The following is a 14,372-nucleotide window of genomic DNA, read 5'->3' as shown; positions in this document are numbered from 1 at the left end:
TTTCGGAACGCCGTGAAAGGGACCGCCGGTGCCGCAACTCGCCTTCGCCAACACCTTCTGGGACAGGTACGAGCAGTTGGAGAAGCCGGTGAGAGCCGGGGTCCGCAAAGCGATGGCGAAATTCCAGCAGCTCTCGGCCGCGGAACTCCACGCCGACAAAGGACTTCACCTCGAATCGGTGGAGAACGCGCGGGACCCCCGAATGCGCACGATCCGCATTAACGACTTCTGGCGTGGCGTCGTGCTCGCCCCCGACGACGGAGGTGACACCTTTCTCCTCGTCAACGTCGTCCCGCACGACAAGGCGTACTCCTGGGCGGCGAAGCGGCTCTTCACGGTGAACACGGCGACCCGAGGCCTGGAGATTCGCAACGTGGTCGCGATAGAGCAGTTGACCCCGGTGCTGGAGGAGGCGGCTGCCACCGCGTCCACGCGTCTCTTCGATCGCTTCTCGGACGGCGCCCTCGGACACCTGGGAATCGACACGACCACGCTCACCGCTGTTCGTACGGTCATCGACAAACCACAGTTGGAAGCGTTCGCGTCGCTCTTCCCCGAGGACCAGTTCGAAGTGCTCCAGTTCCTCGCGGAGGGTTTCGACGAGGAAACCGTGTGGCGGGAAGTCGTGGCCCTGCGGCGTCCCGCAGACCCGGGACCGTACGACCCGCAGGACATCGCCACTGCCATCTCGCACACGGCCAGCCGGATCACGCTGGTCACGGGCGCGGCCGAACTGCAGGACATCCTGTCCAAGCCGTTCGCCGCGTGGCGCGTCTACCTGCATCCCGCCCAGCGCAGAGTCGCCTACCGTACGTCCTTCGGCGGGCCATCCCAGGTGACCGGCGGGCCCGGTACGGGAAAGACCGTGGTCGCCCTCCATCGAGTGAAGCATCTGCTAAACCGTCCGGGCTCCGTCGGCAGGGTGCTGCTCACCACCTACACCACCGCGCTGGCCCGCTCCCTGCGGGAGAATCTGGCTCTACTGCTGGACGACAAGGAACTGCTGAGCCGGGTGGACGTGACAACGGTGGACGCGTACGCGCGGCAGACCGTCCAACGGCTCACGGGCGAGGCACCGAGACTCGCCGACGACACGGAGGAGCGCGCACGCTGGCAGGCCGTCGTCACAAAGCTCGGGCTGGATTGGAACGAACAGTTCCTCTCGCAGGAGTACCGGCACGTGGTCCTCGCTCAATCGATCAACACGCTCGACCAGTATCTGGCCGCGTCACGCCGAGGCCGCGGCACCGCACTCGGTTCGGCCAAGCGATCCGTCGTATGGGACGCGATCAAGGAGTTCGAACGCCGGCTCCACGAGGACGGCAGGCGGACCTACCTCCAGGTGTGCGCGGAAGCGGCGCGCCTCCTCCGGCTCGACCCCGGCGCCGCGAGTCACCAGCATGTCGTGATCGACGAGGCCCAGGATCTCCACCCCGTCCAATGGCGCGTACTGAGGGGAGCCGCCGTGCCCGGTCCGGACGACCTCTTCATCACCGGCGATCCCCATCAGCGGATCTACGACTCCCGGGTGTCCCTGGGCTCACTGGGCATCGTGGTGAGCGGCCGCTCCAGCCGACTGCGCATCAACTACCGCAGCACGGAGGAGATCCTCCGGTGGTCGGCTCGCGTACTGGAGGCGGAAGCCGTCCCAGGGCTGTCGGGCGACGACACGGATTCACTCGCCGGATACCGCTCGCTCCTGCACGGGCGTCGACCGGATCTCCGGCGATTCCACCAAGAGGACGCCGAGCTCACGGCTCTGGTGGGGAAGATCGGCGACTGGGTGAAGAGCGGAGTGGCTCCGTCCGAGATCGCGGTCGCCGCGCGCTTCCACGCCTCGCTCGACAAGATCAAGAGCCGACTGCAACACGTCGGCCTGGCCGCAGTCCTTCTTAAGAACGCCCCCAGCTCTCACTCCGAGGGCATACGGCTTGCCACCATGCACGCCATGAAGGGACTCGAATTCCGCTGCGTCGCGGTGGTTGGGGTGACGCACAGCACCTTCCCCTTCGCCCCCGCCGTCACCGCCGAGGATATCGACCATCTGCAGCACCAGACCGACATGCTGACCGAACGCTGTCTCCTCTTCGTGGCGTGCACCCGCGCTCGCGAGGACCTGTATGTCTCGTACAGCGGACGAGCCAGCCACTTCATCTCCTCGATACCGTGACACCTGCCCGACCGGCTCCCGCACAACGACACCCGGCCCGACAGCGGGAAGACAGACCCACTCTCAGCGGCCCACGCGGATACTCTGGGTCCAAGCGTTCGTACCACCCTTGGGTGTGGTCTTGCAGGCGAAGGCGTAACAGCGCCAGACCCATCCGCTCTTCCATCGGCGGATCTCGATCTCGTCGCCGCCGCAGCGCCCGCAGCGGGGCGGAGCCGCGAAGACCGTCGCGTGTTCGTGCGCCAACAGTTTCCGGGCGAAGTACGCGCCTCGCATTGTCAGCATGACCTCGCGGGTCCAGCTCTGGGAAAGCACATTGAGGCTGCCGAGCATGACCGTCCGCTCGTCGATGACGGCGATCTTCTGGTGCATGACATTCATCGGTACGACCACATGCGCGACGGCTCGCAGGTCGGCGATGAGTTTCTGGTTGGCCGGCTTCTTCTGGAGTTGGTCCGTGTCGTCGCGGATGAAGACATTGATCCGTACTCCTCGGTCGGCTGCCGCACGGAGCTCGGGCAGCAGGGAGCCGACCCGTTTCGCCACCCACGGTGCCCACAGCCACAACGAACGCTGTGCATGGCGGATCTCCTCGGTGAACGTGCGGTAGAAGTCACGTTCGTCGTCGATCTCCGTCACCTCGACATGCCGGCTCAGCACGTCGGCGAGCGCGGTGCCGAACGGCCCACGGAACGTGGGCGGTGCCGTCGGCGGGGTGATCAAGGTCTTGGCCTGGACGACCCGTACGCCGTGCTGCGTACCTATGAGCTCCGCGAGCTGTGCCAGGGCGGTTCCCGGCTTCGCGCTCTTGACCCGTTCGCCACTGGCGATGACATACAGACGCGTCTTGACTCGGGTGACAGCCACATTGAAGAGGCGGACACCGTCGCGGGGCCAACTGCTCGCCGCGGGCCGGAGGTGGGCGCCGGCCATCCACAGCTCGCGGGAGCCCGCCCCGCCCTCCACGGTGTCGAAGACGACGATGTCGAACTCCCGGCCCTGGAACTTGTGCGTGGTGCCGACCTCCGCCAAGGCTCCCCCGTCTGGGCCCTCAACGTCTCTCAGCGCCTCCAGAGTGGCCTCGGCCTGAACGCGGTAGGGCGTGACGATGCCGGTCTTCTCACCCAGCTCGCTGTGCAGTTCGGCCAGGGCCCGCGCGATCAACGAGCCCGCCGGCCACCAGCCGCTGCGGCTTCCCGTCAGATGGGCCCTGGCGAGTTCGTGCAGACCGTCCGTGTCGATCAGCACGATCTCCGGGTCGTCCGCCGGGCGAACCGGCGTCCGGCTGCCGCCGAGCACTCCGCCGTACGCGAGACTGTTGGCCAGTCGCATCACGGCAGGACCGAAACGGTGTTGCTGGGTGAGCGTGACGCAAGCCGGATGGGCCCCGGCTTCCAACGGCTCCGTGATCCCGCAGTGCTGGAAGACGTCGGGAAGCAGCCAGCGGGTGATGTCCGCGCGGTCGTGATTTTTCAACTCCGCCGGGATGACCGCGCCCAGCTGCATGAAGTCCCCGAGAAGGACCGCGGCCCGATCCGCCTTGCCTGTGGCGAGCAGGACTTCGGGCAGGGTGGCCGCGCCCGCCTCGTCCACGAGGACGATGTCGTACGGTCCCTCGAAGACCGCCCGGTTGGTGCGGAATCGAGCCAGAGTCGTGGCAACCAGCTTGGAACCCTTGACGATTTCACTCTGGGCGTCGCGCGCCAGACGCTCGTACTCCTCTTGGACTCGCTGGTGCTCCTTCTCCAACGCGGACTTCCGGGACGCGTCGGCCGCCACGGTCGGGCGTAGCCGACGGGCCTGGTCGAACCGAGCGGGCCAGCCGCGCTGTTCGCAATGCTCGGTGAGATCGTGAGCCCGCTCCGCGCACTCCACAGCCCTCTCTGCCCGCGTCGTGTCCGCTTCACACAGATGAGAATGCTGCTCGGCCCGCTGCTGCTCCACCCGCCGCACGTTGACGTCCACCGCCAGGTGAGCGGTCTGTTCCCGGCTGAGCGCGATGCCGGCGATCAGGGCGTTGATCTGGACACCGAGGGCCGCGGTGTGGGTATCGGCGGTGGCGCGGGCCTCGGCCGCGGACCGCGCCGCATGCGCGGCGGCCTTGTCTGCGTCGGTCAGCAGCGTCTCCAACTCGCCCTGCTTCGCCCGCAGACGCCACTTCTTCACCGCGCCCAGGCTCCCGAGACCCGCCAACTCCTGACGCAGGGAATCGCAGGCGCCCTGTGCCAGGAGCGCAGCGGCCTCGCGGTGCTCAACTGCTCTCCGCGTCTGGTCCACCTGCTCGGACAGACGGTCAACCTGATGCCACCGCTCCCGCGACGACTCGGCGGCCTTGTCAAGCGCCACAGCCCTCCGGGCCGCGGCCGTGGCGTCCTGCAGCGCCGTCCTTGCGACAGCCAGACTCCGGCGAGCTGCCTCTTCCCGTGACCGCGCCGACGCGAGATCCCCGCCGGGGGTACGGAGCAGCTTCAGCGCCGCGAAGTAGGCAGCTGAGTCAAATCCAGTCAAACCGCCATCCATTGAGGCGAGTTGCACGGCTCGGTGTTTGATCGCGACGAGTTCGGCTTCGACGACGCGACGCCGGCGAGCCGTATCCGCCAGGCGTGCCTTGACCATCAGGGGCAGCGATACGGAAGCGTCCTCCGCCACCTCCCTCAGATGCGGTGGCCCCACCCGGACGATGTCCCCGGGGCCGTGCCGCTTCGCCCGCACCACCCCCAGCAGCGCGTTGTCGACGGCGACATTCGTGGCCGACACCAGCAACACCCGATCGCCCCTGGCCAGGAGGTCGCCGATGGCGCGCTTCAGAACGGTCGTCTTCCCGGTGCCCGGAGGCCCCCACACCAGGTGCACACCCTCACCGAGACAAGCCCGGTACGCGTCACTCTGCCCCGGGTGGAATCCCGGCGGGTCCGGTTCGTGCGCCGGCACCCCGCCAATACGGCCGGCCGCCAGGGCGGCCGCCAGAGGGTGCTCCCCGAGGCCGGAAATGCCGTCACGCAGGGCCTCGACAAGGAAGGTGGGCGGCTGCTTCAGCATCCACAGGTGCGGGTCGGCCACGTCCGCGAACTCGGCCACGTGCAAGGTCAGCAGGGAACCGTCCTGGACCAGGTCGGAGACCACGAAACCGTCCGTCTCGATCCCGTCGGGCTCGGGTCCGGCCAGTCGCAGGCTGTCGAGCTGATCGGGCCCGATGTCGGAACCCCTAAGGTCCACGACGTACTGGCCGGCGTTCCCGGTACGGGACGCCCGCCCGACGCGCTGCCAGCGAGGCTGCTTGCCGGCACCACCTTCCAGCTTGATCCACTCGCCAAGCGCCGTGACAATCTCCTCGCGCCAGCCCACCTGCACGTCCCCCTGTTTGTCGACCCTGCGTGCCGGGCGACAAATCTATCTACGTCGACGCGGTGACATACAGCAGGACTGTGTAACGGAGAGGAATGAACCCGAGAACGCAAGGGCTCAGAAGGCCGACCGGCAGGTCGGGCGCGCACTCGGTCACCCGCCCGGTCAAGCTTCCCCGTAGACGTCCTTCGAGCGTCACGACTGGTCGGAGGAGCTCCCCCACTCAGTCGCTTCGACCAGGTCTGCCAACAGGACGTCAGCCACCAGCTCCTCGACTACGGCGGTGCCGTGTTCGGACATGGCACGGGACAGCTCGGGGTCCCAGGGAGCCTCGGTGAGTCGGCCGGGCTCGGGCCCGTGCGATGTGCCGGCTGCCGCGGCGCGGTAGTCCACCGCCGTCATGCGCCAGGGGCGGGCCGGCGCCTTGTCAAGAAGATAGGCGGCGCTGCGGATGCCTTCGCCATCGAAGTCGCCGTGATAACGGAGGATTGCGCCCTGATTCGCGAGAAGGCGGAGGAGGTGGATGGCCGCACTGTTGGGCCAGCCGGATGTACACACAAGCGGCGGACAGTCGGGACCGAAGCGACGTACGGCCAGAGCCAGGATGCTGGGGTTCTCCACGGCGTGAACGACGGGTGCCGGATCGGAGGCTAGGGAAAACCCGCCCGGGGCCCGCAGTTGGGCGAGGGTCAGGCTCGCGGCCTGACCAGCCGCGGCACAGACACGGGCGACACGGGACTGCGCACCACAGTGCTACGAGTTCGCTCGGGTCGATTACGAAGGGCACGGGGTTGCGTCATCATTTCACCACCGCGACCGGCAGACCACTCGACCCCGCTAACATGACCCGCCGCTTCCGCCGACTCCTCGACCAAGCCCGACTCCGCCGTATCCGCTTTCACGACCTCCTCCACACAACCGCGCCCCTGCTCCTGGAACAGGGCGTCGAACTCGTCATCAAGGAACTGCTCGCCCACGCCTACATCGGCGTCACCGCTACTGTCTACGCCCACGTACGCCTCCGACTCCAACGCCAGGCCATCGATACGCTCGGCACCGCGACCGACGGTCCGGCGAGCACCGAGACGGTCAGCGCCGTCGGCGACGAACCGCCATTCTGCACCGCCGTAGTCCGACGGAAGGGGTTTCCACCGAACGCGGGGTAAAGACCGCCGCCCGTTCTGAGCAGGGACTCGGGAGGCCCGTATCTCGACCGCTTCCACTCGGCGGATCAACCAGATCATCGACACCCCGTACGAGGCGGCACGCCACACCCCGCCGCAGACTGAGCCGGCGTTGCCGCCCGTCCCTGTGAGCGTCGAGGAGCTACTCGCCTTCCGCCCTCAGCAAGATTTGAACCTTTGACGGAAATTGCGGATCATCGACCATTGCCGAACAGGCCACAGAGCCACGGAATCCCGTGAATTGCATTCGGGCATATTCGTTCGGGTCGTGCAATACGAGCCACCCAGACGGACATGGGAGTGACACCTCAAAGAGGTTCGCAGTGAGCGCCACGGGTGGGGTCGACTTCCACACCTCGCATTCGACAGGCCCATCGACACTGGCCTGAACGCCGAAGATGAGCGAGCTGCCGTCTTGATACCAACTGCTCGACGTCGGGTCCCAGTCGCTGACATCATCGTCACTTCCTGCATCCCGCAAGATCAGGCATCCGTGCTCGATTTTTGCCAGGAATGCAACCACGGGGCTATTAGCTACCATTCCTTCTTACTCTTTCCTTGTGAAAGTTGCGAGGCGACTCCACCCTGCCGCCTAGCACAGGGCAGACAGTGAGGATACGCAGTCTGAGGAGATCCGGGAGGGACGAGACTGGACGGCGGCTGGTGATCTGGAATCCAGTCCCCGTCCTTGGTACCGGGGGTCCTGGCATCGCAAGTGTGACAGCCGTACTTATTTCCGGATTCATTGATCAAATCTCGAACGCCATCTGCTTCAATGTCGCCGTTCTCCAGGCCTACTCCCTCTCGGGCATTCGGACCAGCACCCAGCGTCAGATCGCACTTCTGGCCTGGCGTTGCATTGTGAACGAGGACCGGAGTCTCGCCCGCCAGTACATAGTACGCGTGGATGTCCTGGATCGTGAGGTCGTGGGTACGCTGTTGCTTGGTGTAGTGAGTTGTCGCGGTGATCTGGACGTGCGTCCCGGCGCTAGTGCGCAGCCGCTGACCCGGGTAGAGGTCTCCGGCTTTCACCCACTTTCTGAGTTCGGGCACCCAGAAGGGGTGGGTATCGGTTGCCACGATGCTTGAGTAATCATCGTCTAGAGAAATGGTGATCTCGGTGAAGTCCTCGTCGTCCTCCGTGGTGATGGTGGCGACGACCTTTTTCTTTGTGGTCTTCCCCGTCTTCGTGTCGGTGGTGACAACCGTGTCCCCGACATCAATTTCCTCAATGGCTCGGCGTGTGCCGTCAGCCAGTAGAACTCCGGTGCCGGGGAGGAAACTGTGGCATTTGCCAAGGAACTTGGCTGCCTGACCTACTCCGTAGAAGGCGCCGGCGCCTGCTGCACCCCATATAGCTCCATCGGCCTGGGCTGAGAGCTGCCCGGACACGCTGTGATCCGCGTTGTCGTCGAACGCGTTTCCTATGGCGCTGCCTGCTGCTCCCGCAACGGCGCCGCAGCCAGCGGCGGCGCCGAATCCGACGCCTCCCGTGGCCAGTCCTGCGCCCGCCGCAGCCCCGAAGCACGCTCCGCCCACTACTACTTCAGTCACAACGGAGGCGATCATGCCCTTGTTGTCGCCGATCCAGTTCCCTGCGTCATCGAACGCGTTGACCCATCCGCACTTGGACCAGAAGCCACAGTCACTTCCGCCGCCCTTGCCACCGCCACCGCTGCTGGGTGCGGAGGCGGTACCGCCTCCGCCGCCCTTGCCACCGCCACCGCTGCCGCCGGGGACAGGCCACTGATCCTCTCCGTGCTTACCGGTGGCGGGGATGAGGGTGTTGTGGTCCCCGTGGCCGTCGTCGCGGATCTCCGACTGGCCGTTCCCGTTGTCGATCCACAGGCCCGTGGGGTCGGCGTACGTGGCCGGGTTCTGGTTGGCGTACGCGTAGCCGTTCATGGACTGGTGCTGGTCCACGGCAAGGACGGGGTCGATGCTGATGAACTGACCGACGCCGGGATCGTATTCGCGGGCGCCGATGTGTGTGAGGCCGGTGGCGCTGTCGGCGGGTTTGCCGAGGAAGCCTTTGTCATCGGGCCAGGTGGTGGCGGCGCTGCCGCGGGGGGCCCCGAAGGGTGTGGTGTAGCGCTTGGTGACCGCGAGGGTGGCGGCGTCGATGGCGAGGCTGGAGGTGCCGTGGTGGTCGCCGGCGAGGAAGGCGAGTTTGCTGCCGGTCGTCCCGAGGGTCGCAGTACGAAGGGCGATTGTCTTCCCGGCGGCGGTGTAGTAGCGGGTGCCGGTCAGGGTTTTGGCAGTGCCTTTGGTGGTGAGCCGGACTTCACTGCCGCCGCCTAGGTAGAGGACGGTGTCGCCGTCGCCAGTGGTGTTGCGGCTGATGAGGAGTTCGCCGTCGGCGTCGTAGAGGTAGCTGGTGCCGGTGGCGGGTTTGGTTCCGGCGGCGGGTTCGGTGGTGGTTGCGAGTTTGCCTTCTGTGTTCCAGGTGAGGGTCTGCTGGGCCTGGACGCCGGGGCGGCTGGTGGTGCTGCCGGACTTGTCGTACGTGTAGGTGCCGGTCTTCACCCCGGTGGTGCTGGCGAGGGGGTGCGGTTGGCCGGTCGGGGTGCCGTAGGCGTACGTCGTGGTGTTGTTGCCGGTGGTGGTGTGTTTGGTCTCGGTTTTGCGCTGGCCGCCCGTGGTGTAGGTGTAGCTGGACCAGTAAGGGGCTTCACCGTCGAGGTTGGCTGTGGTGCGGCCGGTGGTGGCGCAGTCGGGTGTTCTGGGGGTCCAGGCTTCGATGAGGCGGCGGTGGCCGTCGTAGGTGAAGCACTGGTTGTCGGTCTTCGTCGTGCCGCTGGTGCCCTGGGTGGCGGCGTCGAAGATCGAAGTGATGTTTCCGGCGTCGTCCTGCGTGAAGTTGAGGTCCTGCAAGCGGCCGGGGTGTGCTGTGTCGCTGACGATGGAACTCTTCAGACGGCGTGTGCCGGGTTCGTACCCGAATGTGAAGGCGAGGTTCTGGCTGGTGTAGGGCGTGAGTTGGCGCAGATCGCCCAGTTCGGAGTAGGTCGCGTCCTTGAGGTAGGCGCCGGTGCCACTCGCGCTGGTCTGGAGGCCCAGGTCGTTGTACTTGTTGGACACTGCCTCGGCGGGCAAGCCGCCTGCGGCCGGATGGGTGTTGCTGCGGACGGTCCCGTCGACGTTGTAGACGGTGGAGAAGTTGAGGGTGGCGGGCACTCCCGCCGTGACCAGCGGGTCTGTGGCGGGCAGTGTCAACTGGGTGCCGGTGACGTTGTACACGGGGTCGTAGGCGGTGACCTTGGTGGTGTACGACTTGCCGTTCAGGCCGCCTTCGTAGCGTACGGAGGTGTCGACCTGCCCCTTGGCGAGGGTGTCGAAGGTCCAGGCGGCGAGCTTCGTGGCATCTGTCTTGGTGTTGTCCCAGAGCCCGGTCTGGCGTCCAAGGGCGTCGTATTCGGAGAGCACCGTCTTGCTGAGAGCGTTGGTGGTGGAGATGGCCCGGTCGAGTTCGTCGTATTGAGTTCTGACGGTGCCCGAGTCAGGATCGGTAGAGCTGGCCTTACGGCCGAACAGGTCATAGGTGTGAATCCACTTGGCCCGGTCGGGACCGGTGACCGTGTGCTGCCTGCCGGCGCCGGTGTAGGTGAAGTCCGTCGTGGTGAAATCGGCGCCGGTCGGCTGGGTGCCCGCGTATTCGCGGCGCTGAGTGGTCTGGCCGAGGGCGTCGGTGACGACAGCGGTGGCTTGGCCGCCGATGGGCGCGGTGTTGGTGACGGTGTCACCGGTGTGGGCGGTTTCGGTGGTCCACCGCACGCGGCCGAAGTGCATCGTGACCGCTTTGACCGCGCGGCCCGCCCCGTCGTAGGTGGTGTCGTTCTGTACGGGTGCCTGACCGCCTTCGGTCTGGGCGATAACGGAGGTCGGCGCGGTCTCGTCGTCCCAGATGTCTGATTGGGAGGACACCGCGAGACCGCGGTCGTCGTACATCGTCAGGCCGATCACCCGGCCGCCGAGCGGCGAGGGCGACTGAGTCTGCCGCGGGCGCAGCTGGGAGTCGTAGATCTCGTAGGTGGTGTTGTAGCCGGCTGCGTCGCCTTGCAAGGTGCCGGTGGACACCCAGGGCGGGTCGGTGGCCGTGATGCCGTAGTCGTAGACGTAGTTGGGGCTTTTGCCGCCGGATCTGGGGCTGTTGGGGAGCCATGCCTGTTTGATGCGCCCGAGCGCGTCGTACGTGGACTCGCTGACCTTGTTGTTGGGGTCGGTGACCTTCAGGGGGGCGGCGGTCGCGTAGTCGAGCAGGCTGATGGTGCGGTGGGATTTGGCGTTGGTGACCGTGGTGGCAGTGAGCGGGCCGGTCTCCGCCGGGGTGTAGGCGTTGGTGGAGGTCGTGGTGTCGTTGGTGTCCTTGACCGTGAGCTGGCGGCCGAGCGCGTCGTAGGTGACCGTCGTGATCTTCTGCCAGGCCGGCTGGTTGTCTGCGCCGTACGACGTGGCCCTGCCGGTCCAGCGGCGCTCACCCTTGGTGGGTTTATGCTCCTGCGTCCAGGTGGTGGTGTCGTAGGCGATGGCGGTGTCGGAGACGACGTCGCCGGGGCGGGTGGAGTCGACGGGCAGGTCGAGTGCCGTGTCGGTGGTGGCGCAGGGCTGGGCGACGGTGCGCGTGCGGGCGACGAGGTTGTTGATTCCGACGGTGTCGTTGCGGGCGTACCAGGTGCGTGTGCACTTCTCGTCGCCGGTGACGGCGTTGTCGCCCTTGTCATCGACGGTTTCGGGCATGCCGTAGTCGTCGTAGGTCGTCGTGGCGGTACGGATCCGGTCGCGCGGGGTGCCGGTGGTGGTGATGTTGGTCCGGTCGTGGGTCGCGGCGACGCGGACGAAGTACGCCTCAGTGTCGGCGTACGACTTGTGCTGGGTGGCGGTCTTCTTCGACCAAGGATCGCTGATCTTGCCGCTCACCTCCTGGGCCCCGTTGTAGGTGACCGACTCTCGGGTGAACCCCGCGTACTGGTCGGAGTCGGTGATCCCTGGCGCCTTGATACCGGTGACCGTGACGCTCTTGCGGTCGGTCGCGTGCGGGGTCTTCCCGTCGGATCCAAGGACGCGGTCGCCGTTCATCCCGCGCAGGTACACGGTCGCGGTCTTGGACTGCGTTTTGCCGGGGCGGCCGGTGACGTGGGTGACCTGGCCGTAGCCACGCCAGGATGACCAGGTGCGTTCCTTCTCCTTGATCATCGGGTCGTCGTTATAGTGCCAGGCCCCGCCACCGGTGTAGGTGTAGGTGTGCTCGACGGCCTCGGATCCGCCGTGCGGGTCGGTGGTGGACACGGCTTGGACCGGGTACTTCTGGAACCAGTCGAGGATCGGTGTCTTCTCACCGTTCGGGGACCAGTACACCGGGTAGCAGCGCTTGGTGTTGGTGTCGACGGCCGGTTTGGCCTGTCCGGCGGTGCAGTCGGCCGGCAGGTAGTTGACCACCGACTGCGCGCCGGTCTCCGAAGTGATCGTGTACAGGCGCGGCTTGTGCAGGGGCAGGATGTCGTCGCTGTTGCCGTCGACGCGGTTGGCGAGGAACTCGTGGGTGAAGGTGACCGGGGGCAGGGCTATTTCGGTGCCGTGCCGGCCGGTGTGCCGGATCTCGTCCAGCCACAGTGACTGGTCGGAGGAATCACCAGTGTCGCCCGGGTCGAGGTACTGCTGCTTGAGCGCCCAGGTGTCCACCGGGGCGAAATCGGGGATCGCGGCAGCTGCGTTCCACGCGTAGGTGGAGATGGCGGTCATCCGCTTGCGGGTGAAGAAGCTGGGGCCGACGTTTCCGGTGCACTTGTCGCCCTCCTTGCACACCGAGTCGAAGGGCACGTCGGGCCAGTTGTCCCGGGCGTCCTCGGTCAGCGAGTCGCAGCCCGTGCCGGTGGCGACGCAGCGCTCCTTGTAGGAGAAGACGACCTTGTTCGACGCTGCGGGGCTGCCGCTGAAGAGGGCTTTGGCGCGCTGGCCGTAGCGGATCTCCTTCAGCCACCCACCGCGGGTGTAGGCGGTGCCGGTGTTGTCGTCGCCGAGCTTGTCGTAGTAGTTGATCTCGGAGTCGTACCAGTAGGACATGGCGTTGGCACGGGTGTCTTCGACGTAGTCGAGGTTCCACCGCCATGCTTGCTTCTTGTCCCGGCCGGAGAAGCTGGTCCCGTCCTTGTATCCGGGCTCGCCGGAGTCGTCTCCGAAGACCGGCACGGTCCACACCGAGTCGGTGCGCTCGTCCGCCGGTGCGCCGTCGAGCTTGCTGAGGCCGAAGACGTACTTGGTGCCCTCGCCCGTGATGATGGTCCAGTACTCACCGTTGTCGTCGCCGTTGTCGGCGCCGGTGGAGTGGGTGACGGTCGAAGCGTCATCGTTCTTGAGCCGCCAGACACCGGGCTCATCGGCCTCGCCGGGTGCGCCACCCTTGCCGTCCTGCTTGACGAGTTCACTGGCCTTGCCGTTCAGGACGACGGAGGCGTTGTCGTACTTCCAGCACTGGTCGAACTTGTCGTCCTGACCGTCGTCGTCACACGAGCCGTATTTGCGTTCGATGTAGGACGAGGTGATGTCGAAGCCCTCACCGATGGCGGTGCCCTGGTTGTTCGTCGAGCCCGTACGGCCGTCGACACTGCCCGAGTCGTAGGAGATCGACAGATCCGGCGCGGGGCCGGCCGCAGCGGGTGGGGTCCGTAGCGGGTAGGACCAGGTGAAGGTGCCCGAAGAACCACCGGCTTCCCAGGTCGACGACGCGGAGAGCGGGGTGGCCTTGTAGTCACCTGCACCGGATTCACTGCCGGCCGCGAGGGCGAGGACCACGGTCCTTCCGGAGGACGCAGCCGACGTGAAAGCGACTGGTGCCGTAACAGTGCTGTGGGCGCGGTCGTTGGTGAAGTCCAGCGGTGTGCGGGTGCGGCACTTCGATGCGGCCGGGTCGGTCAGTGCGCAGTTGGGCAGGCGCTGGATCTGGAGGCGTCCGGCCCAGTCACCGCCGTAGGCGGAGGCGAACTTCTTGTAGTTGAGACTGAGTTGGGCGGTGCCGCCGGTGGCGGGTCCGGTGACGGTCAGGACGACGCCCTTGATCCCGAGCTGCGCGGCCTGCTTTTGGTCCAGGACGGTGACTTCCACCGCTCCGTTGACCGGCTTCTGCTTCTTCGCCAAGGAGGAGGCGGCGATCAGGCTGAGGGGAAGCCCACCCGCTGAACTCTGCGCGGTGCCGGTGGCCGACGGAGTCAGCGTCGTACGTCCGGCTTGCGGCCAGGTCACGGTCCTTGCTCGGTCGCTCTTCGCGCGGGCAGTGTCCCTGCGGTGGGTGTCGGCGGCCTTCTTCATCACGGCGGCCTGCTTCTTGTTCACCTTCGCGGTGAACGGGATAACCTCCGCCGCCTTCGGGGCCGCCAGTTTCGGCGCGCCCAGCGATGCGGGATCGTCCGCGAACACCACCGGGCTGAGTAGTCCCGGCATCAGGGCGAATCCGGTCACCACGGCGACGCGTCGCAGCCATATCCTGACGCGCGGTCCGCCGCCGCCAGCCGTACCGTACTTGCCCCTCATCGGATCCGCTCCCCATTCCAGCCGACTTCATCAAGACGGCACATGTTCCGGACCGCCACCGTCCGTGCCCGGGGCGTCTGGTGATGCTGCAGAAGACTTCGGTGAGCCGCTGTACGACCTTGCCGAGGCGACAGGAGAAAGGCTGTCGC

The 14,372-nt window shown here is 66.5% G+C and carries 4 protein-coding genes and 1 pseudogene; 2 read left to right on the top strand and 3 right to left on the bottom strand.

Features of this window, described 5'->3' with window-relative positions; all coding sequences use genetic code 11:
- Positions 1–28: 28 nt before the first annotated feature.
- Positions 29–2,170 carry a UvrD-helicase domain-containing protein gene (locus ACFYNU_RS19340; protein WP_356590737.1) on the top strand — a complete coding sequence of 714 codons (2,142 nt, stop codon included), beginning with the start codon at positions 29–31 and terminating at the stop codon, positions 2,168–2,170.
- Between the two features lie 63 nt (positions 2,171–2,233).
- On the opposite strand, the gene ACFYNU_RS19335 is transcribed toward ACFYNU_RS19340, so the two are convergent.
- Both ACFYNU_RS19335 and ACFYNU_RS19330 read right to left on the bottom strand, forming a co-directional pair.
- Positions 2,234–5,521, bottom strand: a complete 3,288-nt coding sequence (locus ACFYNU_RS19335; protein ID WP_356590735.1) for an AAA domain-containing protein — start codon at positions 5,519–5,521, stop codon at positions 2,234–2,236.
- Positions 5,522–5,710: 189 nt separating this feature from the next.
- Positions 5,711–6,208, bottom strand: a complete 498-nt coding sequence (locus tag ACFYNU_RS19330) for a DUF2399 domain-containing protein (RefSeq protein WP_388766824.1) — start codon at positions 6,206–6,208, stop codon at positions 5,711–5,713.
- Positions 6,209–6,315: 107 nt separating this feature from the next.
- Between ACFYNU_RS19330 and ACFYNU_RS19325 the strand changes: the two are divergent.
- Positions 6,316–6,681, top strand: a pseudogene (locus ACFYNU_RS19325) (tyrosine-type recombinase/integrase); the annotation flags it as partial.
- Between the two features lie 552 nt (positions 6,682–7,233).
- Here ACFYNU_RS19325 and ACFYNU_RS19320 read toward each other — a convergent pair.
- The gene (locus ACFYNU_RS19320; RefSeq protein ID WP_356590733.1) at positions 7,234–14,223 is read right to left on the bottom strand and encodes a polymorphic toxin-type HINT domain-containing protein; all 6,990 of its coding nucleotides are present in this window, start codon (positions 14,221–14,223) and stop codon (positions 7,234–7,236) included.
- Between the last annotated feature and the right edge of the window lie 149 nt (positions 14,224–14,372).

It is taken from the genome of Streptomyces sp. NPDC006643 (assembly GCF_042870175.1).
Taxonomy (GTDB): Bacteria; Actinomycetota; Actinomycetes; order Streptomycetales; family Streptomycetaceae; genus Streptomyces.
This window is presented reverse-complemented; position numbering and strand designations above follow the sequence as displayed.

What these genes read in the sequence shown, in the direction of transcription:
- ACFYNU_RS19320 (WP_356590733.1), bottom strand. Translation starts at nt 14,223, where the DNA reads ATGAGGGGCAAGTACGGTACGGCTGGCGGCGGCGGACCGCGCGTCAGG.